We start from the raw sequence: 19,543 nt of genomic DNA on the forward strand, positions 1-19,543 counted from the left end.
TTCCGCGCCGGTTCATCTCCGTGACGCGACCCACGCCAACACTGTGGACCGCGACAGCCTGCTGCATCCGCTCAGCGCGGCGGCAGCGGCGCAGCGGGCGGAACGGCGCGGCTGCGCAGCGCGCGGGTCATCGCCCAGACCAGCAGGACCAGCGCGAGCGCCTCGAACAGGTTGAGCGCGAAGTGGCCAGCGCCCAGCAGCTTGGACATCAGCTGCAGGTTTTCGTAGTTGCCCTGCTGCACCATCCACATCGGCACCAGGTTGAGCACCAGGCCGGCCAGCGTGGTCAGCGCCAGCAGGCCCAGCGCGCCCAGGGCAACGCTGCGGATCGCCCCGCGCGGGGTGTCCACCACCCAGACCACCGCGACCGCCAGCGCGATCAGCACCGGCAGGCGCACGCCCACCATGGTCAGCATCGAGACCAGCAGGTCCATGTCCACCGGCTCAGTCCTCGCCGGCCAGCGGCGCCAGCCGGTTCCGCAGCTCGGTGTAGACCGCGTCGGTCTGCGGGCGCACCGCGTGCCACTGCAGGAAGCTCTCGGCGGCCTGTTCGACCAGCATGCCCAGGCCATCGACGATGTTGCGGCAGCCGGCCGAGCGCGCCCACGCGGTGAAGGCGATCGCGGCCTCGCCGTAGTTGAGGTCCACGGCGGTGGTCATGCTGTTGACGAGCGAGAGCGGCAGCTTGAATTCCGCGGTGCGGTCGCGGCCGGCCGAGGTGGCGTTGACGATCAACTCGAAATCGCCCAGCTCGCGGATGTCTTCCCAGTAGCGGGTGATCGCGCGGCCCGGCTCGCCCATCGCATCGATCAGCGCGTCGGCGCGCTCCGGAGTGCGGTTGACCACCACCAGCTCCAGGATGCCGGCATCCAGCAGCGCCGGGGCCACGCTGCGGGCCGAGCCGCCGGCGCCGATCAGCAGGGTGCGGCGGCCACGCAGGTCCAGGCCGTGGCGGTCGGTAAGGTCACGGACCAGGCCGATGCCATCGGTGGTGTCGCCATGCCAGCGGTCGCCCTTGCGCAGCAGCGTGTTGACCGCACCGGCGCGGCGCGCGCGCGAGGTCAGCGTGGTGCACAGTGCGAAGGCGGCTTCCTTGTGCGGCGCGGTGATGTTGGCGCCCACGCCGCCCTCGGCGGCGAAGGCCTCCAGCGCTGCCAGGAACTCGGCCGGCGACGCTTCGATCGCACGGTAGTCCAGCGCCAGGCCTTCCTGCCGGCCGAACGTGGCGTGGATGTGCGGCGACTGCGAGTGCGCGATGGGCTGGCCGAATACGGCGTAACGGTCGGTCATGGGTTGTCCTGCTCCGGGCCTAGAATGGAACGCAAACCCCAACGGACGCGATGATGCGCATTCCATTGTCTCTGCTCGCGCTGAGCGCCAGTTTACTCTGCACGCCCGCCGCGATGGCGCTTTCCGAATTCGGCATCGAGGGCATGGGCGTGGTCTCGACCAAGGCCAACGAAGCCCAGGCCACGATCGCGCCGGACGGCCAGCGCATCGTGTGGGCCAGCGACCGCGCCGGTGGCCAGGGCGGCTGGGACCTGTGGCAGGCGGTGCTGCGCGACGGCCGCTGGCAGGGCCCTGCCCCGCTCGCGCTCAACAGCGCCAGCGACGAGCGCGACCCCTACTTCAGCCACGATGGGCGCTGGCTGTACTTCGCCTCCAACCGCAGCGGCGGCCAGGGTGGATTCGACCTGTACCGCGCCCCGGTGGCCGCCGATGGCAGCGTCGGGCCCGCGCAGACCCTGCCGGGGGCGCTCAACACGCGCGCGGACGAACGGGCCCCCGCGCTGCGCCCGGACGGCCGCATGCTGCTGTTCTCGCGCAACGGCAACCACACCCAGGGCGGCTTCGATCTGTACCTGGCGCCCGTGCAGGGCGAGGGATTCGGCACCGCGCAGGCCCTGCCCGCCCCGCTCAACACGGCCGCCGACGAACTCGGGGCGGCCTGGCTGGATAACGAGGGTGCACTGGCGTTCACCCGGGCGAGCGACGGGCGCTCGCAGGTGTTGCTGGCGAGCTGCGATCACCGCCAGGCGGCGGTGCCATTGACGTTGTCGTTCAACACCGCCGACGGCCAGACCGGCGCGCCGGTGGTGGACGCGTCCAAGCCCACGGAGATGGTGCTGGCTGGCATGGCACGCGCACCGCGTGCCGGCGGGCTGGATCTGTACCGGATCAAGGCGCCGTCAGCGCCGCGGGGTATGGGCTGCGGTTGACGCCGCGGGGCCGCAAGGCAGCCACGCGTGGCGTGGCTCTACCCGTGGAGGCGGCGCCGCCCAGCGTCAATAGCCCTGCAGCAGCTCCGCGCGCAGCTGCTCGTACTGCGCTTCGCTGATCTCGCCGTGATCCTTGCGCTGGTTCAACGCCGCCAGCTGTGCCTGCAAGGCGGGCGAAAGCTGCGCCTCACGGGCAATGCGCGCGGCGGCGGAAGGCTGCTCCGGCGCCTGCCGCGCGGCGCGGCGCACGCCACGGATCACCAGCCCGATGACCGCTGCGAAGGCCAGCACGCCGGCCGTCCAGGTCACCCACTGTAGCCATCCCATCGTCTGCATCATCCTCGTCCTGTATCGGGGTGGGCGCGTATTGTCAGCGCTCGCGCAGCCAACGCGCCACCTGCGGGGCGAAATAGGTCAGCACGCCATCGGCGCCGGCACGCTTGAAGCCGATCAGCGATTCCATCACACAGGCCCGTTCATCCAGCCAGCCATTGGCGAAGGCCGCCTTCATCATCGCGTACTCGCCACTGACCTGATACGCGAAGGTCGGCACGCCGAACTGCTGCTTCACCCGGCGCACCAGGTCCAGGTAGGGCATGCCCGGCTTGACCATGACCATGTCCGCACCTTCTTCCAGGTCCAGCGCGATCTCGCGCATGGCTTCATCGCCGTTGGCCGGGTCCATCTGGTAGGTCTTCTTGTCCGCCTTGCCGAGGCCGGCCGAGCTGCCCACCGCATCGCGGAACGGACCGTAGAACGCCGAGGCGTACTTGGCCGAGTAGGCCATGATGCGCACGTTGACGTGGCCCGCAGCATCCAGCGCGCGGCGGATCGCGCCGATGCGGCCGTCCATCATGTCCGACGGCGAAATGATGTCCACGCCCGCTTCGGCATGCGAGAGCGACTGCTTGACCAGCGCCTCGACCGTGATGTCGTTGAGCACGTAGCCGGCCTCATCGATGATGCCGTCCTGGCCGTGCGTGGTGTACGGATCCAGCGCGACATCGGTCATCACGCCCAGCTCGGGGAAGCGCGACTTGAGTGCACGCACCGCGCGCTGCGCCAGCCCGTTCCCGTCCCACGCCGCCGCCGCGTCCAGACTCTTGCCGGCCGGATCGATCACCGGGAACAGGTCGATCACCGGGATGCCCAGTTCCAGCGCCTCTTCGGCCACTTTGAGCAGCTCGTCGATCGAGAGCCGTTCCACGCCCGGCATCGAGGCGATCGGCGCGCGGCCGGCCAGCTCGTGCACGAACACCGGATAGATCAGGTCGTCGGTGGTCAGGGTGTTTTCGCGCATGAGGCGGCGCGAGAACTCGTCGTGACGCATGCGGCGGGGGCGATAGTCGGGGTGTGCCATGAGGTGCTCCGGAACGGAAGGCAGGAATTACTGCAGCAGGTACTGCCGCGGTTGCAGGGGCTCGGGCAGCGGCTGGACGCCCAGGCTGTCGAGCAGATCGATTTCGATGGTGCGCACCATCGCATCCAGCGGCAGGTCGTTGGATTCCAGCCCGAACGGCTCCTCCATTTCTTCACCAAGCTGGTCCAGGCCGAAGAACGCATACGCCAACACGGCCGAGACCACCGGCGTGGCCCAGCCCAGCGAGCTGGCCAGGCCGAACGGCAGCAGCACGCAGAACAGCCACGCGCAGCGGTGCAGCAGCAGCGTGTAGGCGAACGGCAGCGGGGTGGTCAGGATGCGCTCGCAACCGGCCTGGATGCTGGAGAGCGCATGCAGGCGTGTTTCGAACTGGGTGTACAGGTAGGGATCGAGCTGACCGGCGCGCAGCGCCTGGGCCAGATCGGAGGCGATCATCGCCAGCAGTTGATCCGGTGCATTGCGGCGCTGGCCGAAACGCACGCGGTCGGCCTCGGCCACCCACGGCAGCGCCGCCAACGCCACGTCGCGGCCGCGCAGGCGTGCGGCCAGGGCATGCGCGAAGCCGATGCACAGCCGGCACACGCGGTCACGCAGCGCCGCATCGTCGACCAGCACGGCCTGGCACAGCCGCGCCAGGCTGCGCGATTCATAGATCAGCTGGCCCCACAGCTTGCGGCCTTCCCACCAACGCTCGAAACAGGCGTTGTTGCGGAAGCTGAGGAAGATCGACAGCACCAGGCCCAGCAGCGTGAACGGCGCTACCGAGACGCGCTCGATGCCCGGCGGGTGCCACAGCTCGGCCAGGGCGGCGACGGCAATGGACAGCAGCAGGATCGCCACGACTTTCGGGGCCACCGCCGGAACGATGGAGCCGCGCAGGATGTAGAGCAGTTGCCAACCGTGGGGACGAGGACGAATGATCATCGGTGCAGGGAGAGCGCCCGGACGGGCGTGGACCGCCGGCGGAGCCGGATGCGGCAGCCGGTCATTCTACGCCGATGGTGCCGGGCGGCCGTGAGCTGCGACGGTCGGTCGCACCCGCATGGCTCAGATGATGCCGCCGCCCAGCCCGAGCCGGACGATGCCGACCACCACCACGATGCCGTTGAGCACCAGCCCGGTCCAGGCCCGGCCGCGCTTGCTGGCGTGGGTGAACAGGATGCCGATGGCGGCGATGACCGCGCCCACGGCGGCGAAGGGGATCAGGAACCAGTTGCCCCAGCCCAGCAGCGGGATCAGGGCCACAATCATCCAGAGCAGCGCCACGATGCCCCACAACAGACTGATCAATCCCATGCCCGGCTCCTTGAGGTGAATGCGTGGCCCACCATAGCGGTTCCGGGCGCAGGCGCAAGCGGCAGCGAGACGCCGTTGGCGGGGGCCTCACCGCGGCGGTGCTAGGGTGCACTGGCAGGGGTTGGCACCGATTCAGTCGCCAGCGCCGATCATCCCAGCCATCACACACAGGGGTAACGCCATGAACATCCGATGCGCCGCATTGCTGGGCCTGGCGCTGCTCAGCGCTGGCTGTGCCAGCACCTCCAAGGTCATGCTCGGCCAGGCACGTGCGCCGGTCGATCCGGCCACGGTCCAGATCTACTCCACGCCGCCGGCCGGCTCACAGGAAATCGCCCAGCTCGAGTCGGCCAGTGCGGTCGGCTTCGGCACGCAGGGCCAGACCGATGCGGCCGTGATGCGGCTCAAGCGTGAAGCGGCCGCCCTCGGTGCCAATGGCGTGATCCTGATGGGCGTCGGCTCCAGCGGTTCGCCGGTGGGCATGTCCGTCGGTGCGGGCAGCTATGGCTCGCACGTGGGCGGTGGCGTCGGCATCGGCATTCCGACCACGCAGAAGCGCGCGGCCGGCGTGGCCATCTGGGTACCCAACCCGCCGCCGGCGCCGCGCCTGCCCACGCAGACGATCACGCCGCAGCGCTAACCGGCGCCGCGGTAGGCCACGACCGTGGGTCGTGGCGGCTGGGCCGGCGCACCGACCAACGGTCGGTGCCTAGCGGAAAACGCCCCGCGCCTACCGGAACCGTGTCAGCGCTTGGCCGCGCCTTTGTACTTCGGCACGAACACCTCGTTCACTGCCTTGGCCAGCTGGTCCGGCGGCAGCAGGCCCTGGTCCAGCAGGAAGTTGTTGAACGCCAGCCGGTCGAAGCGATCGCCCAGCGCCAGCTCGGTCTGCATGCGCAGCTCAAGGATGCGGGTGTAACCGTAGAAGTAGCTGCCGGCCTGGCCGGGCATGCGCACCATGTAGCGGTCCAGTTCCTGGGTGGCCATCGCCTTGGACAGGCCGACTTCGTCGATCAGCACGCGCTCGGCGTTGGCACGGTCGATCTGGCCCAGGTTGAGCATCGGGTCCAGCATCGCGCGCGCGGCACGCAGCAGGCGGAACTGCAGCGCGATCAGCTGCCCGTCCAGCGGCTCGTACGGCACCATCTCCGCTTCGGCATACAACGCCCAGCCTTCCACGTTGACCGAGTTGAAGGCGAACATGGTGCGCGCCAGCGAGATGCCGCGCTCCACCATCGCGGTGAACTGCAGCTCGTGGCCCGGGCGGCCTTCATGCGCGCTCAGCGTCCAGGCGGCTGAGCCGAAGTTGAAATCGTCGTACTGCGCGGCCTTGTCGCCCGCCGCCGGGTTGCCCAGCGGCAGCACGAAGGTGCCCTGCTGGCCGGTGTTGCCGACCAGCGGCGCCGGCAGGAAATGCGGGGCCGGCGAGGCGGCGCTTTCGGCGGCCGAGCCCAGGCGCATCTGCATCGGGCGCTGCGGCACGTCGACGATCTTCTCGCGGCGGATGATCGGGTCGATCGCATCGATCACGCCACGGTAGTGGTGCTCCAGCTGGTCATCGGCAATCTTGTCGCCCTTGAGCGCACGCACCACCGCAACCGGATCGGTGGGATCGGTGACCTTCAGGCCCTTGGCCTGCACCACCAGCGGTGCCAGCTGGCGCATCGCCGAGCGGGTCTCCATGAATTCCAGCTGGGCCCGCTGCATCAGCAGCGCCGGGGCGATGTCGATGCCCACGCGCTTGAGCTGATAGGCATACAGCGGCTCGGGCAGGCGCGCGTCGGTGCGGGCCTTGGGCAGCACGTCGCGGCGGGTCCAGTCGCGGTACTCGCGCAGCTGGCTGGCGATGGTCTGCAGCGCCTGCTCGGCACCGGCCACCTTGTACTTGCCGAACAGCTGCTCGATGCCGCTGATGTAGGTATCCACATTGGCCAGCGACTGCTCGACTTCGATCTTCGTCGGCTGCAGCAGGCTCTTGTCGCCCAGGCGCTCTTCATAGCGCTGGCGCGACAGCGTGGTCACCGGTTGCGTGCCCGGGGCAAGCCCGGCGTAGGCCTTCAGGCGATCCAGCGCCTTGGCGCGGCGTTCGGCGGGCACCTGGTCGGACAGCAGCAGGTTGAGTCCGCTGAACACGGTCTGCGGGGTATCGCTCCACGGCAGCAGGTACTTCTCGTTGAGTTCGCTGCCTTCGATGTTCTGGTCGGCGGCGGCGATCATGATCGCCAGGTCCTGGCGGACGTTGGGATCGCGCTCGGTGGCGAGCTTGGCCTGCAGTTCACTGCGCGCCTTGGCCATCGCCGCGCGGTAGCGGGCGCCGTTGTCCGGGCCGAAGTCGGCCACCTTGTCGTCGTAGCCCGGCACGCCGAAGAAGCCGGTTTCTTCCGGCTGGAACGGGCCCTGCGCATCCAGCAGGATCTGCGCGAGCTGATTGCTGCGGGTCACCCAGGCCGGCGAAGCGGCGGGCTTGGCGGCTGCCGGCGCGGCCAGGGCCGGGGGAGCCGACAGCGCGACGGGAACGGACAGCGCAAGCGCGACAGCGAGGACAAGCGGCTTCATGCAGGAACTCCAGGGCAGGATGCCTGCGACCCTACGCACTTGGCGGGTCCGGGGCAATTGGCCGGAGGTCATGCGCCACTCAGATCTGCAAGGCTTCCGGTGCCGGCGGGCAGTCCCCCTTCGCCCGGCACTCTTCGAGCGCGCAACTGTCCGCGGCTTCGAGGTCGTCCAGGGCGGCCAGATCGATCGCCTCCTTGCCGTCGGTCACCACGTACAGCATCGGGTAGTCCCAGTGCTCGCCGGCGCGCTTGGCATTGAGGAAGATGCGGCCGTTGCCCTGCGGGCCGGACACCGCGATCACGAACTGGCTCTGCCCGTTGGAATGCATCGAGCCGGCGGGCAGGTAGCCATCGCGCAGCGGCTCACCCAGGGCCGCCACCAGTTCGATGTTGCAGCGCGCCCGGCGCATGGCTTCCTGGTAGGGCGTGCTGGACTTGCTCCAGTACGCCCACTGGGACAGCGCGAACCCTACCGCGCCCGCTGCCGCCGCCATACCGACCACCACCGCCAGCGGCATCGCCCAGCGCCAGTGGCGACGCCACCAGCCGGTGGGTACGGTCGAACCAGGAAGCGCGGGCGGCAATGTCATCGGCAAACTCCTTGTCAGGCCGGTGGCGGAAACGCGGCATCAGGGCGCCAGGCAACGCCCCAGGAAATCTTCGGCCAGGCGGTAGCGGTGCAGCGCATTGCTGCCCGACAGGCCGTGCTTGGCGCCGGGGTAGGTCATCAGTTCGAACGGCTGGCCGCGCTTCTGCAGGGCGCTCATCAACACCGTGGAATTGGTGAACAGCACGTTGTCATCGGCCATGCCGTGGATCAGCAGCAGGCGCGAGCGCAGGCCGTCGATGTGCGCCAGCACGCGCGCTTCTTCGTAGCCCTTCGGGTTGTTGCCCGGCAGGTTCATGTAGCGCTCGGTGTAGTGGGTGTCATACAGACCCCAGTCGGTCACCGGTGCACCGGCCACGCCGCAGGCGTAGCTGTCGGACGCCTTGGCCAGCAGCATCAGGGTCATGTAACCGCCGTTGGACCAGCCCTGCACGCCGATGCGCGCCGGGTCGACCCAGGCCTGCTGCTTCAGCCAGGCCACGCCGCGCAGCTGGTCGGCCACTTCCACCGTGCCCTGCACGCCATACAGCGCGCCACCGAAATCACGGCCGCGACGCGGGGTGCCACGGTTGTCCAGCGAGAACACCACGTAACCCTGCTGGGCCAGGTACTGGTTGAACAGGTGATCGCCACGGCCGGGCCAGCTGTTGGTGACCGTCTGCGAGGCCGGGCCGCCGTAGACGTACACCACCACCGGGTAGCGCTTGGCCGGATCGAAATCGGTCGGCTTGATCAGGCTGTAGTGCAGTTCGGTCCTGCCATCGGCGGCGGTCAGGGTGCCGAACTCGACCGGGCGCTGCGCATCGAGATAGCGCGCGTACGGATGCGCCGGGTCGTCAAGATTGTTCTCGACCAGGGTCGCGATCTTCTCGCCGTTGGCACGGTGCAGCGCGATCTGCGGCGGCGTGGTGGTGTTGGACCAGCTGTCCACGTAGACGCTGGCGTTGCGCGCGAAGCTGGCGGTGTGCATGCCCGGCGCCTGCGAGAGGCGCTGCGGCGTGCCACCCTGCAGCGACACGGCATACAGCTGGCTTTCGCGCGGGCTGTCCATGCCGGCGCGGAAGTAGACCTTGCCGGCGTCTTCGTCCACGGCGAGCAGTTCGTCCACCGGCCAGGTGCCGGCGGTCAGCGCGGTGACGGTCTTGCCGTCGTCGGAGATGCGGTACAGGTGCTCGAAGCCACTGCGCTCGGACGACCACACAAAACCGCCCTGCTTGAGGAAGCGCAGGCTGTTGTGCAGCGGCACCCAGGTCGGCGAGGTCTCGGTCACCAGCGTGCGCTGCTGGCCGCTGGCCAGCTCGGTCTGGACCAGTTCGAGCGTCTTCTGGTCGCGCGACTGGCGCTGGAAGGTCAGGTGTTTCGGGTCGCGCCAATCGACGCGGGCCAGATAGATGTCGGGGTTGCGGCCCAGGTCGATCCAGCGCGGCGCGGCGTTCCGGCGCGGCGCGATCACCGCCAGTTTGACGGTGACGTTGTGGTCGCCGGCGGCCGGGTAGCGCTGCTCGATCATCTCGGTGCGGTCGGCATACATCTCGTAGCGTTTCTGCACCGGCACCGGGGATTCATCGATGCGGGCGAAGGCGATCGCCGAGTCGTCCGGCGCCCACCAGTAGCCGGTATGGCGGTCCATTTCCTCATCGGCCACGAACTCGGCCACGCCGTTGCCGATGGTGTCGCTGCCATCGCCGGTGAGCTGGATCTGCTGGCCGCTGGCCAGGTCGATGACCCACAGGTTGCGAGCGCGCACGAAGCTGACGAAGCCGCCCTTCGGCGAGAGCTTGGCATCGGTGGCGAAGCCTTCGCCGTGGGTGAGCTGGCGCACCGCGGCCTTGCCCTGCTTGCTCAGGTCGTACAGGTACAGCTCGCCGCCGAGCGGGAACAGCAGGGTGCGTGCATCCGGCGACCACTGGTAATCGACGATGCCGGTCATCGCGGCGATGCGCTGGCGCTCGCGGCGGGCCTTCTCGGCATCGCTCAGGGTCTCTTCGCCCGGCAGCACCACCTTGGAATCGACCAGCAGATGGGTCTGCCCACTGGCGATGTCATACGCCCACAGGTCCAGCTGGTTGCGGTCCGCATCCTTGCCGCGCAGGAAGCTGACCTGCGAGCCGTCCGGGGCCACCTTGGGCTTCATCAGGGTCGGGCCGGACAACGGCAGCGGGCCGGTGATGGCATCCAGGGTCAGTTTTTCAGCGTGGGCGATCGAGGTCGAGGCGAGCATCAGGGCGAGCGAAGCAAACAGGTGGCGCATGAAGGATTCCGGCAGCGTCTGGGCAGTCCCCGGCCGCTGGCGCGGCACGGGGAACGCCTCATCCTAACCAAAACCGTCTTGATCGTGCCGAGGCTGGCGGACGTCCGGCCGCGCGCGCCGCTGCGTGGAGCCGGCCAGCGGCCGGCACTACCGGGCAGGTGAGCATCCGTTCAGCGCTGGCCGAACAGGTGTCTGCGCTCTTCTTCGCTGAGTGGCTTGCCGGCCTGCGGGTTCACCTTCTCGCGCAGGGCGTAGGCCCGCTGGGTGGCCGGGCGCGCAGCGATCGCGTCATGCCAGCGCTTGAGGTTCGGGAAGGCGCTGAAATCGACCGGTAGCTTGTCGTAGGCCCCGATCCAGGGGTAGCTGGCCATGTCGGCGATGCTGTACGCCTCACCGCCGAGATAGGCGGTCTGCGCCAGGCGCTTGTCCATCACGCCGTGCAGGCGGCGCACTTCGTTGTCGTAGCGCTCGATCGCATAGGGAATCTTTTCGGGCGCGTAGACGTTGAAATGGCCCATCTGGCCGCTCATCGGGCCAAGCCCGGCCATCTGCCAGAACAGCCATTCCAGCACCGCCACCCGGCCGCGGCTGTCGGCGGGCAGGAAGCGGCCGGTCTTCTCGGCCAGGTAAAGCAGGATCGCGCCGGACTCGAACACGCTCTGCGGGGCGCCGCCGTCGGTGGGCTGGTGGTCGACCAGCGCTGGCATCTTGTTGTTGGGCGAAATCGCCAGGAAGTCGGGCGTGAACTGGTCCCCGGCGCCGATGTTCACCGGCTGGATCCGGTATGGCAGGCCGGTCTCCTCCAGCATCAGCGTGACTTTGTGGCCATTCGGGGTGGGCCAGTAGTACAGGTCGATCATGGCGACGGCTCGCGGATTGGGAATACCGAGTCTAGTCCGTCATTCGGCTTGGCAGGGTCAAGCCGGACCGTTACGCTGCGCCGTCCCCGCAACGCAGCATCCCAGCATGAGCTCGACCCAGACTCCCATCAGTCCCCTGTCCTCCCTGATCTTCGCCTCGCGCTGGCTGCAGCTGCCGCTGTACCTGGGCCTGATCCTGGCCCAATGCGTTTATGTGTTCCTGTTCGGCAAGGAGTTGTGGCACCTGCTGCACAAGGCCAACACCATGGGCGAGCAGGAGATCATGCTGCTGGTGCTGGGCCTGATCGACGTGGTGATGATCTCCAACCTGCTGGTGATGGTGATCGTGGGCGGCTATGAGACCTTCGTATCGCGCCTGCGCCTGGAAAACCACCCCGACCAGCCGGAATGGCTGAGCCACGTCAACGCGAGCGTGCTGAAGGTGAAGCTGGCGCTGTCGATCATCGGCATCTCCTCGATCCACCTGCTGAAGACGTTCATTGCGGCGGGCAATCTGGATGGGCTGCCATCGTGCAACAGCCCGGAGTACATCCTGGCGGTGCAGACGGCGATCAGCAGCATCGGCCCGAGCGCTGCAGCGGCCTTCAAGTGCTCGGCCATGACCTCGACCGGGGTGATGTGGCAGACCATCATCCACTGCGCCTTCATCCTCTCGGCGATCGGCATCGCCTACACCGACAAGCTGATGAACGGCACGCCGAGCAAGGCGCTGTCGCACTGACGCTTGCCCGGCAGCGGCGGCATCGGTGAGGATGCCCCCTGCCCTGACCGCCTGGCCCCCGGGCCGGGCGGGGTGATGCTAGATTGCACACCTGCGGATCCGCCATGGACGTCGGGAAACGTCCATGGCCTTCGGTCGGCCTGACCGCATCAGGCCCTACGTATCGTCGTCTTCAAAGGGGAGTTGGATGTCGCACGTCAAGACTCATGGCCCGGCGCGCCTGTTCGCGCCGATGATCCTGCTGGTCGCCCTGTCCGCCTGCTCGGGCAAGGACGACACCGCACCGGCCGCGCCTGCGGCACCCGCCACCCCCACTGCTGCGCCGGCCGCACCGGCGGTCTCGGCCAAGGTCCAGTCGCTGGGTACCGAGGAACTGCGTGAGCTGGCCAGCAAGGCCCTGCGCGAGAACCGCATGTACGCCCCGGCCGGCGACAACGCCATCGAGTACTACCTGGCGCTGCGCGACAAGACCCCGGATGACGCCTCGGTCAAAAGCGCGCTGACCGATCTGCTGCCCTATACCCTGATCGCCGCCGAGCAGAACCTGGGCCGCGAGGATTTCGCCGAAACCCAGCGCCTGGTTGCGCTGATCGAAAAGGTCGACCCGGCCGCCCCCGCACTGCCGCGCCTGAAACAAGGCATCAGCGGCAGCATGCAGACTGCGCTCAAGCGCACCCAGGAAGAGACCGACAAGGTCAAGAAAGACGCCGAGACCCGCGCCAAGCAGCTGGTTGAACAGCAGCGCCTGGCGCAGCAGCAGAGCACCGAAGCCGAGGCCGCGCGGCAGATCGCCGCGCAGCAGGAAGCCGCGCGCCGCGACACCGACCGCCAGGATGCCGAGCGTCAGGCCACCGCCCGCCGCGAGGCCGAACAACGCCAGCAGCAGGCCGCCGCCCAGCAGGCCGCGGCCACCCGCCAGGCCGCCGCGGCGCCGAGCCTGCGCCCGGTCAGCACCCCGGCCCCCCGTTACCCGGCCGACGCGCTGCGTTCGGGCACCTCCGGCGAAGTGCTGGTCGAGCTCACCGTCGGCACCGACGGTTCGGTGACCGCCGCCCGCGTGCTGCGCGCCACCCCGGCGCGCGTGTTCGACCGCGAAGCGCTCAACGCCGTCAAGCGTTGGAAGTTCGAGCCGGTCGGCGCCCCGGTCACCACGCGCCGCACGCTTGCCTTCGCACCGGAAGGCGGTTGATCGCAGCGTAAGGTGGGAGGACGAAAGGCCCGGAGTGATCCGGGCCTTTTTGCTTTACACCGCGCGCAGTATTGCCTTTCGCTCATGGCTCACGACATGTTGTTCAGAGAGGCTGTCAGCAATGCCTCTTAACGGCGTGAACAATCTGTAGCAGCATGTCCTCGCATGGACATCGCTGTTCTTGAAAAAGCCGGGGCCATACACGCCGCGGCAGCCCACAGGCCACCCACGTGAGTCACTTGGCCCGGCGCCTTGAGCTGCTGAAGATCCCTTCGGTGCGGCGCGTGGTGCTGAGCTGCCTGCTTGCCAACATCGGCGCAGGCATGATCCTGCTTGCCATGTCCTGGACGGTCGTGGGTCAACAGGCCTCGGTGTCCGCACTGGCATGGCTGATGACCTGCTACTGGATTCCCTCGCTCATCTTCGCACCGGCCATTGGTGCATGGGTGGATCGATACGATCGGCGGTACGTGGTCATGATCACCAAGGCCGTGCGGATCGTGGTGCTGCTGGTGGCCGCAGTCATTTATGCACGCTACCCCGGTGTACCCGCGCTGCTTGTGCTCGGTTTCTGCATGGGGACCTGCGCCGCGCTGTATACACCGGCGCTGCTGGCGATGGTGCGCGACCTCGTGCCTGCCAAGCATCTGTTGGACGCCAATGCAGCGGTGGATGTGGCCTTCGAAATCGGCTTCATCATCGGCATGCCGGTCAGCGGAGCGCTGCTGATGCTGGCGCCGCTTCCCGTGGTACTGGTGGTGACTGCGGGCCTCTTCGGATTGGCGTTGATGTGCCTGATCGGCGTCAGGCTGGGCGATGACGCCGGGATCAGCCCGACCCGTGACGTGACGCGGCACGCCGCATTTGTGCAGGGGCTGCGCTATCTCCTCAGCCATCGTCGCCTGCTGCTCATGTACAGCGTGCAGGCGCTGATGTACGTCACATTGATGACGACGAGTATTCTGCTGGCCCCCTTCGCCAAGGTGGTCCTGAATCTCAGCGCCGGCGAGTTTGGTGCCATCGAAGCGGCACTGTCCCTGGGCGTTGTGGTGGGCGCGTCGATTCTTCCGGCCTCGGCGCAACGTTGGGGCTACGGTCCGGCACTGGTCATGGCCACGTTGGCGATGACCATCTGTTTTGCGCTGTTCGCGATGGCGGAGTCCTTCGCCAGTGCCCTGCTCCTGTACTTCCTCATCGGGGGTGGACTGGCCACCTGGCCGGTGGTGACGACGGCTGCCCAGGAGCTGACCGACCCCGCCATGCAGGGGCGTGTTCAAGCAGCCGGAAATGCCGCCTCCAGCGTGTTGATCCTGGCGACCTATCTTCTGCTGGGTGCGGCAGCGCCGTACATCTCCATCCGCTGGAGCTACGTCTCGGTCATGGCGTTCTCCGCCACGGCCTGCCTGATTACCTGGTGGATCTATTTTGTCCCGCCGGATCGAGCGGAACGTCCTGACCCCTGAGCGGAGCCCCGCACTCCTCTTCGTGCAGGGAAGCGGTTCATCGCGGCATGACGTTGGATGAACCGCTATTCGACCGCCCCTCAGGGAGCATTGCGTTCATCTCCCGGAGTGCCCTTCCCTACCGCGCCCCGAGCTCGTCGGTCGCGAGGCAGAACGCCTTTCGGCGTCCTGCCCGCCTGCCGTCAACCCGAAATCGCCAACCGTTCCTGATGGTAGCGCCGCACCGCGGCATACCAGAACAGCGCCGCCAGACCGAAGCCCGCGCCCAGATACACCGCCCACATCTGCGCGCTGATCGTTTCGTGGCGGATGATCTTGAGCAGCATCTGGTTCTGCGCCAGGAACGGCACCGCGAACTGCCACAGCTCACTCTTGATCGGGTACACCATCAGCGCGTAACCGGGCAGCATCGGTAGCAGCATCAGCCAGGTCATGTGGCTCTGGGCTTCTTTCATGCTCTTGGCCGCCGCCGACAGGAAGGTCAGCAGCGAGGTGCCGATGAACAGCATCGGCAGCATGATCAGCAGCATCTGCAGCATCGGCAGGAAGCCCATGTTGAGCTGCCGGCCTACCCCGCCGGAGGATAGCTGCGCGCTGATCTTGAAGGCCGCCAGGGTCAGCAGCAGCGATGCGACACCCACGGCGCAGGCCGCGGCGATCTTGCCGCTGACGATCGCGCTGCGCGGTGCGGGGGTGGCGAGCAGCGGCTCCAGCGATTGCCGCTCACGTTCGCCGGCCGTGGTATCCATCACCAGGTAGGCACCGCCCAGGAACGAGGTGATGGTGAGCAGGATCGGCAACAGCACCGAGAGCATCATCCCGCGCTTGGCTTCGGCGGTCGCCAGGTCCTGCGCGGCGACGTCCAGCGGGCGCGCTACCTGTGCATCGATCCCGCGCGCCAGCAGGCGCAGGGCACCGACCTGCTGGCTGTAGCCACCCAAGGCCGCTTCCAGACGGCTGCTGGGAATATCGGCAGCGCGGCGGGTGCTGTCCTTGATGATCTCCACCAGCGCCGGGCGGCCGTCGGCCCAGTCCTTGCCGAAGTCCGGGCTGATGCGCAGCGCCACATCAATGCGCTGGCTTCGGATCGCTTCGGTGAGGTCCTTCGGTGCCTCGGTCGCATTGAGACCCTGCGATGCCAGGAAACGCACCAGATTGGGGGCATGCTCGCCGCCGATCATCGGTATTTCCAGCGGCTGCTCGATCTGCGTCTTGACCCGGCTTTCGGCCAGTTTGCTCATGCCCAGGATCAGCACCGGATACAGGAGTGGCCCCAGCAGCAGGGTCAGCGCGAGGGTGCGGCGGTCGCGGGAGAGATCGCGCAGTTCCTTGCGCATCACGGTCAACAGCGTGGCGAACGAACTCATGCGTGCAATCCTTCTTCGGTACCGATCGCCTTGACGAAGGCATCTTCCAGGTTGCTTTCCCCGGTCTGTGCGCGCAGCTCATCGGCGCTGCCGGCGGCCATCACCGTGCCCTGCGCGATGATCACCACGTGGTCACACAGTGCGGCCACCTCCTGCATGATGTGGCTGGAGAAGATCACGCAGCGCCCCTCGTCGCGCAGCCCGCGCAGGAAGCCGCGCAGCGCGCGCGTGGTCATCACGTCCAGCCCGTTGGTGGGCTCATCCAGGATCACGTTGCGCGGGTCGTGCACCAGGGCGCGGGCGATCGCGGTCTTGGTGCGCTGGCCCTGCGAGAACCCTTCGGTCTGGCGGTCGAGGATGTCCTCCATCTCCAGCGCCGTGGACAACACCTTGGTGCGCTCGCGGATCCGCGCGGCACTCAGGCCGTGCAGCTGGCCGAAGTAGGCGATGTTCTCGCGCGCGGTCAGGCGCTTGTAGACCCCACGGGCATCGGGCAGCACCGCCAACTGGCGGCGCACGGCGATCGGGTCCACCGCCGCGTCGATGCCATCCACCAGCACGCGGCCCTGGTCGGGCTTCATCAGCGTGTACAGCATGCGCATGGTGGTGGTCTTGCCGGCACCGTTCGGCCCGAGCAGGCCGGTGATGCGGCCGTCTTCGGCCTGGAAGCCGACGTTCTGGACGGCGTGGATCAGGCCGGTCTTGGTCTTGAACGCTTTATGCAGGTTCTCGGCGACGATCATGCGCGCACCTCCCCGGTGCGGTGGGAGGAACGGTTCATGGGGCCCATCCGTTGAACGAGGTGAACGCCGGCACCGGGCTGAGGGTGTCCAGGCAGGTGGCATCGAGCGACTTGGCATCGGCGGTGTCGATGAACTGGCCAAGGATGCGCGGCATGCAGCCGGCGTTGATCGTGCCGTGGCCCTGGCCCTTGGCCAGCAGGTGTCGCCCGTTCGGCAGCTGCTTGACGACCTGCTCGGCATAGCGCGGCGGCGTGACCGGATCGAACTGGCCCGACAGCAGCAGCACCGGCAGCGACGAAGCGAACGGCGTGGTGAAATCCTTCGGCCGCGAACCGGCGTTCCACGCCGGGCACGCCGCGAAGAACATGCGCGCCACTTCCGGGCCCAGCACGCGGTCGCCCTGCGCACTTTCCTGATAGCGGTCGGCATCCTCGGCACACAGCACCGACCACTGCATGCCACGGTTCATCTGCACGCCCAGCGTACGGCTGGCCATCTTGCTCAGCGACATCAGCGGCGCATAGCGGCCCTGCGCGGCTTCATCGAGCATTACCGGCAGCAGCGAGGACAGCTCGGGCATATACGAGAACATGAAGGCCAGTCCGGTCACCGAATCGGCGGTCAATACATCGCGTTCGGCCTGGCCGGTGCCCGGATTGCGGTACTCGACCTCGACCGGTGCCTTGGCCAGCGTGGCCATGACGTTGCGCAGCTGGGTGCGGGTATCGACCGGGAAGCGCTGGGCGCAGATCGGATCCTGGCGGCACTGTGCCGACTGCAGGGTGATCGCATCTTCGAAGGTGTTGGCGAAATCGCCGCCGACCACCAGGTCGTTCGGCACCACGCCATCGATCACGACGGTGCGGGTGTGCTGCGGATAATGCGCGGCGTACTGCTGTGCCACACGCGTACCGTAGGAGCCGCCGATCACGTTGACCTTGTCCACGCCCAGCGCCTTGCGCACCGTATCCAGGTCGCCGATGGCCTCGGTGGTGGTGTAGAACCGGGTGTCGGCGCGGCCGGTCAACGACTGCGCGCAGCGACGGGCATAGTCTTCGATCAGGCCCGCGCTCGGCGCGGCGTTCTCGTCCAGCGGCAGCTCCTTGCCCTGCGCATCCAGGCAGGTGAGCGGATTGGATTTGCCGGTGCCGCGCTGATCGATCAGGAAGATGTCGCGCTGCTTGCGCACATCGCGCAGCGCCATGTTCACCGGTGCGGCGACCTCGGTCGCGGCCTGGCCGGGGCCACCGGCGAGGAAGAACACCGGGTCGGCCTTGCCGGCGCCGTCATTGCCGGCCTCCAGCCAGGCGATGTTCAAGCCGATTCTGCGACCGTCGGGTTCGGCCGGATTTTCCGGCACCTGCAGCGTGGCGCACTGTGCCTCCACGTTCGCGCTGGCCTGCGCGCTGGTCAGGGTGCAGGGCTGGAACGCGAGCGTGCCGTACAGGCGTTGAGCGGCGGCCGCGCCGGATGCATCGTCCGGTACCGGCGCACAGCCGGCACACAGGGCGGCGACCAGCGCACCGGCCAGCCTCAGGTGGTGTGTAGACATCTTCCGTGCTTCCCCTTGTTGAAGATCATGCCACCACGACGCGTGGGCGTGGCCGATGTGACCCAACTTACACGGCTGGCCCCGTGCCGGGGAAGGCGGCGGCGTCGCCGTACACCTCACTGCACCGTCAAGGCCACCGCGCTCATGGTGCGGTCGCGGCCGTCGGCCTTGGCCCGGTACAGGGCGGCATCGGCTTCACCGAGCAGGCGCGCCATGTCGCCTGTGCCCTGATCGATCGCCAGGCCGATGCTCGCCGTCACCGGCACCGGCACGCCGTCGAGCCGCGCGGGCGACTCACGCAGCGCCTGGCGCAGGCGATCGGCGCACTGCCGCGCCTGGGCCTGATCGGCCGCCGGCAGCAGCAGGACGAACTCTTCCCCGCCATAGCGGCCCAGCAGATGCTCGCGATCGGCGACGCAGGTGCTCAGTACGTCGGCGACATGCCGCAGCACCGCATCGCCGGCCAGGTGTCCCCAGCGGTCGTTGATCTGCTTGAAGTGATCCACGTCCAGCAGCAGCAACGCCAGGGGTCGGCCGGGGCGGCGGTTGAGCTCCAGCAGGCTGGCGCCGTCGGCCAGCACCGCCCCGCGGTTGAGCAGGCCGGTCAGTACGTCGGTGCGTGCCAGTCGCTGCAGGTCCACCAGCATCCGTTCCACCAGCAGCAGCACCAGCGCGAAGCACCGCGCCAGCTCCAGGATCAGCCCGACCAGGTAGGTGGCAAAGACCGGCGCACCCGCGCGCAGGAGGTCGTCACCCGCATCCGGGGCCACCGGCAGGAACAGGCGGACCAGGTACAGCAGGGTCTGCGCGGCGAACACCACCGCCGCCAGCCGGCAGCTGGTGCGCTGCGCCGGCGGTGCGTGGCGCAGCAGCAGCCAGGTCATCCATCCGTTGAGCAGGACCGCGAACACGCTGAACACGTGCAGCCGGATGACCAGGCTGGGATGGACCACCAGGAATAATGCGATCGCGCCAAGATAGGTGGCCGCCAATGCCACCGGCTGCCACGCCGGCAGCCGACGGCCAAGATGACGCGCCACGCCGTACAGCATCAGCACACCGGACAGCGCGACCGCGACATTACCGGACAGGATTCCGGCTACATGGGGCAGGTACGGCCGCAGCGCGACCAGGGTCAGGCTGACCGAGAGCATCCACAGGCTGGCCGTCCACAACCGCAGCGCCGGCTGCCGGCGCAGCACCAGCAGCAGCAATGAAAAACCCATGGCGATGCCCAGGCACAGCAGGAAGCCGAGCACGGCAATGGTGGGGAAATCCAGGGGCATCGAGTCAGCCAGGCGAAAGCGGCGCGCGGCGC

19 protein-coding genes are annotated in these 19,543 nt (G+C 68.1%); 5 read left to right on the top strand and 14 right to left on the bottom strand.

Going from position 1 to position 19,543, the window contains the following annotated elements; genetic code table 11:
• Positions 1-71: 71 nt before the first annotated feature.
• Entirely contained in the window at positions 72-434 is a 363-nt protein-coding gene (locus OC373_RS15520) for a hypothetical protein (protein ID WP_019185436.1), read from the bottom strand.
• Positions 435-444: 10 nt separating this feature from the next.
• Entirely contained in the window at positions 445-1,290 is an 846-nt protein-coding gene (gene aroE / locus OC373_RS15525; protein WP_019185437.1) for a shikimate dehydrogenase, read from the bottom strand.
• Positions 1,291-1,343: 53 nt separating this feature from the next.
• Between aroE and OC373_RS15530 the strand changes: the two genes are divergently transcribed.
• A complete protein-coding gene (locus tag OC373_RS15530; protein WP_261998015.1) occupies positions 1,344-2,219 on the top strand; it encodes a TolB-like protein in 876 nt (291 codons plus the stop codon).
• 66 nt (positions 2,220-2,285) lie between these two features.
• Here the strand turns inward: OC373_RS15530 and OC373_RS15535 are convergent, their stop codons facing one another.
• The 4 genes from OC373_RS15535 to OC373_RS15550 form a co-directional block, all read right to left on the bottom strand.
• Entirely contained in the window at positions 2,286-2,558 is a 273-nt protein-coding gene (locus OC373_RS15535; RefSeq protein WP_261998016.1) for an SHOCT domain-containing protein, read from the bottom strand.
• A gap of 31 nt (positions 2,559-2,589) precedes the next feature.
• Positions 2,590-3,579, bottom strand: coding sequence for a porphobilinogen synthase (gene hemB / locus OC373_RS15540; protein ID WP_070426174.1), 990 nt, complete (start codon positions 3,577-3,579; stop codon positions 2,590-2,592).
• Positions 3,580-3,606: 27 nt separating this feature from the next.
• Positions 3,607-4,524 carry a bestrophin family ion channel gene (locus OC373_RS15545; protein WP_261998017.1) on the bottom strand — a complete coding sequence of 306 codons (918 nt, stop codon included), beginning with the start codon at positions 4,522-4,524 and terminating at the stop codon, positions 3,607-3,609.
• A 123-nt stretch (positions 4,525-4,647) separates the two neighbouring features.
• Positions 4,648-4,896, bottom strand: a complete 249-nt coding sequence (locus tag OC373_RS15550; RefSeq protein WP_019185442.1) for a hypothetical protein — start codon at positions 4,894-4,896, stop codon at positions 4,648-4,650.
• 181 nt (positions 4,897-5,077) lie between these two features.
• Here OC373_RS15550 and OC373_RS15555 point away from each other — a divergent pair, with 181 nt between their 5' ends.
• Positions 5,078-5,536 (top strand): hypothetical protein, encoded by a 459-nt coding sequence (locus tag OC373_RS15555; protein ID WP_019185443.1) that lies wholly within the window; start codon positions 5,078-5,080, stop codon positions 5,534-5,536.
• 104 nt (positions 5,537-5,640) lie between these two features.
• Here OC373_RS15555 and OC373_RS15560 read toward each other — a convergent pair whose 3' ends face one another.
• The 4 genes from OC373_RS15560 to OC373_RS15575 all read right to left on the bottom strand — a co-directional run bounded on the left by OC373_RS15560 (position 5,641) and on the right by OC373_RS15575 (position 11,169).
• Entirely contained in the window at positions 5,641-7,452 is a 1,812-nt protein-coding gene (locus OC373_RS15560; protein WP_261998018.1) for a DUF885 domain-containing protein, read from the bottom strand.
• 79 nt (positions 7,453-7,531) lie between these two features.
• Positions 7,532-8,041, bottom strand: coding sequence for a cytochrome c oxidase assembly factor Coa1 family protein (locus tag OC373_RS15565; RefSeq protein WP_046273032.1), 510 nt, complete (start codon positions 8,039-8,041; stop codon positions 7,532-7,534).
• 39 nt (positions 8,042-8,080) lie between these two features.
• Positions 8,081-10,309 (bottom strand): S9 family peptidase, encoded by a 2,229-nt coding sequence (locus OC373_RS15570; RefSeq protein WP_261998019.1) that lies wholly within the window; start codon positions 10,307-10,309, stop codon positions 8,081-8,083.
• A gap of 170 nt (positions 10,310-10,479) precedes the next feature.
• Positions 10,480-11,169, bottom strand: coding sequence for a glutathione binding-like protein (locus OC373_RS15575; protein ID WP_070426177.1), 690 nt, complete (start codon positions 11,167-11,169; stop codon positions 10,480-10,482).
• Positions 11,170-11,275: 106 nt separating this feature from the next.
• Between OC373_RS15575 and OC373_RS15580 the strand changes: the two genes are divergently transcribed.
• The 3 genes from OC373_RS15580 to OC373_RS15590 all read left to right on the top strand — a co-directional run bounded on the left by OC373_RS15580 (position 11,276) and on the right by OC373_RS15590 (position 14,563).
• Positions 11,276-11,911 (top strand): TIGR00645 family protein, encoded by a 636-nt coding sequence (locus tag OC373_RS15580; RefSeq protein WP_070426178.1) that lies wholly within the window; start codon positions 11,276-11,278, stop codon positions 11,909-11,911.
• A gap of 187 nt (positions 11,912-12,098) precedes the next feature.
• Positions 12,099-13,100, top strand: a complete 1,002-nt coding sequence (locus OC373_RS15585; protein ID WP_019185449.1) for an energy transducer TonB — start codon at positions 12,099-12,101, stop codon at positions 13,098-13,100.
• Between the two features lie 230 nt (positions 13,101-13,330).
• Complete coding sequence (locus OC373_RS15590) at positions 13,331-14,563, top strand: MFS transporter (RefSeq protein WP_261998020.1); 1,233 nt, start codon at positions 13,331-13,333, stop codon at positions 14,561-14,563.
• Between the two features lie 182 nt (positions 14,564-14,745).
• Here the strand turns inward: OC373_RS15590 and OC373_RS15595 are convergent, their stop codons facing one another.
• The 4 genes from OC373_RS15595 to OC373_RS15610 form a co-directional block, all read right to left on the bottom strand.
• A complete protein-coding gene (locus OC373_RS15595; protein WP_019185451.1) occupies positions 14,746-15,930 on the bottom strand; it encodes an ABC transporter permease in 1,185 nt (394 codons plus the stop codon).
• Positions 15,927-16,673 (bottom strand): ATP-binding cassette domain-containing protein, encoded by a 747-nt coding sequence (locus tag OC373_RS15600; RefSeq protein WP_046273991.1) that lies wholly within the window; start codon positions 16,671-16,673, stop codon positions 15,927-15,929. The genes OC373_RS15595 and OC373_RS15600 overlap by 4 nt, the downstream gene beginning before the upstream one ends.
• A gap of 34 nt (positions 16,674-16,707) precedes the next feature.
• Complete coding sequence (locus tag OC373_RS15605) at positions 16,708-18,225, bottom strand: alpha/beta hydrolase (RefSeq protein WP_102788667.1); 1,518 nt, start codon at positions 18,223-18,225, stop codon at positions 16,708-16,710.
• 116 nt (positions 18,226-18,341) lie between these two features.
• Positions 18,342-19,511, bottom strand: coding sequence for a GGDEF domain-containing protein (locus tag OC373_RS15610; protein ID WP_261998021.1), 1,170 nt, complete (start codon positions 19,509-19,511; stop codon positions 18,342-18,344).
• Positions 19,512-19,543 lie beyond the last annotated feature (32 nt).

Origin of the sequence: Stenotrophomonas sp. Ste96, assembly GCF_024519495.1 — a bacterium.
In the GTDB taxonomy this organism is placed as follows: domain Bacteria; phylum Pseudomonadota; class Gammaproteobacteria; order Xanthomonadales; family Xanthomonadaceae; genus Stenotrophomonas; species Stenotrophomonas bentonitica_A.

Excerpts from the sequence above, each read along its gene's own strand:
- OC373_RS15565 (WP_046273032.1), bottom strand. The coding sequence starts at position 8,041 with ATGACATTGCCGCCCGCGCTTCCTGGTTCGACCGTACCCACCGGCTGG.
- OC373_RS15575 (WP_070426177.1), bottom strand. The coding sequence starts at position 11,169 with ATGATCGACCTGTACTACTGGCCCACCCCGAATGGCCACAAAGTCACG.
- OC373_RS15535 (WP_261998016.1), bottom strand. The coding sequence starts at position 2,558 with ATGATGCAGACGATGGGATGGCTACAGTGGGTGACCTGGACGGCCGGC.
- OC373_RS15600 (WP_046273991.1), bottom strand. The coding sequence starts at position 16,673 with ATGATCGTCGCCGAGAACCTGCATAAAGCGTTCAAGACCAAGACCGGC.
- OC373_RS15595 (WP_019185451.1), bottom strand. The coding sequence starts at position 15,930 with ATGAGTTCGTTCGCCACGCTGTTGACCGTGATGCGCAAGGAACTGCGC.
- OC373_RS15520 (WP_019185436.1), bottom strand. The coding sequence starts at position 434 with ATGGACCTGCTGGTCTCGATGCTGACCATGGTGGGCGTGCGCCTGCCG.
- OC373_RS15585 (WP_019185449.1), top strand. The coding sequence starts at position 12,099 with ATGTCGCACGTCAAGACTCATGGCCCGGCGCGCCTGTTCGCGCCGATG.
- aroE (WP_019185437.1), bottom strand. The coding sequence starts at position 1,290 with ATGACCGACCGTTACGCCGTATTCGGCCAGCCCATCGCGCACTCGCAG.
- OC373_RS15610 (WP_261998021.1), bottom strand. The coding sequence starts at position 19,511 with ATGCCCCTGGATTTCCCCACCATTGCCGTGCTCGGCTTCCTGCTGTGC.
- OC373_RS15560 (WP_261998018.1), bottom strand. The coding sequence starts at position 7,452 with ATGAAGCCGCTTGTCCTCGCTGTCGCGCTTGCGCTGTCCGTTCCCGTC.
- OC373_RS15550 (WP_019185442.1), bottom strand. The coding sequence starts at position 4,896 with ATGGGATTGATCAGTCTGTTGTGGGGCATCGTGGCGCTGCTCTGGATG.
- OC373_RS15580 (WP_070426178.1), top strand. The coding sequence starts at position 11,276 with ATGAGCTCGACCCAGACTCCCATCAGTCCCCTGTCCTCCCTGATCTTC.
- hemB (WP_070426174.1), bottom strand. The coding sequence starts at position 3,579 with ATGGCACACCCCGACTATCGCCCCCGCCGCATGCGTCACGACGAGTTC.
- OC373_RS15530 (WP_261998015.1), top strand. The coding sequence starts at position 1,344 with ATGCGCATTCCATTGTCTCTGCTCGCGCTGAGCGCCAGTTTACTCTGC.
- OC373_RS15570 (WP_261998019.1), bottom strand. The coding sequence starts at position 10,309 with ATGCGCCACCTGTTTGCTTCGCTCGCCCTGATGCTCGCCTCGACCTCG.
- OC373_RS15555 (WP_019185443.1), top strand. The coding sequence starts at position 5,078 with ATGAACATCCGATGCGCCGCATTGCTGGGCCTGGCGCTGCTCAGCGCT.
- OC373_RS15605 (WP_102788667.1), bottom strand. The coding sequence starts at position 18,225 with ATGTCTACACACCACCTGAGGCTGGCCGGTGCGCTGGTCGCCGCCCTG.
- OC373_RS15545 (WP_261998017.1), bottom strand. The coding sequence starts at position 4,524 with ATGATCATTCGTCCTCGTCCCCACGGTTGGCAACTGCTCTACATCCTG.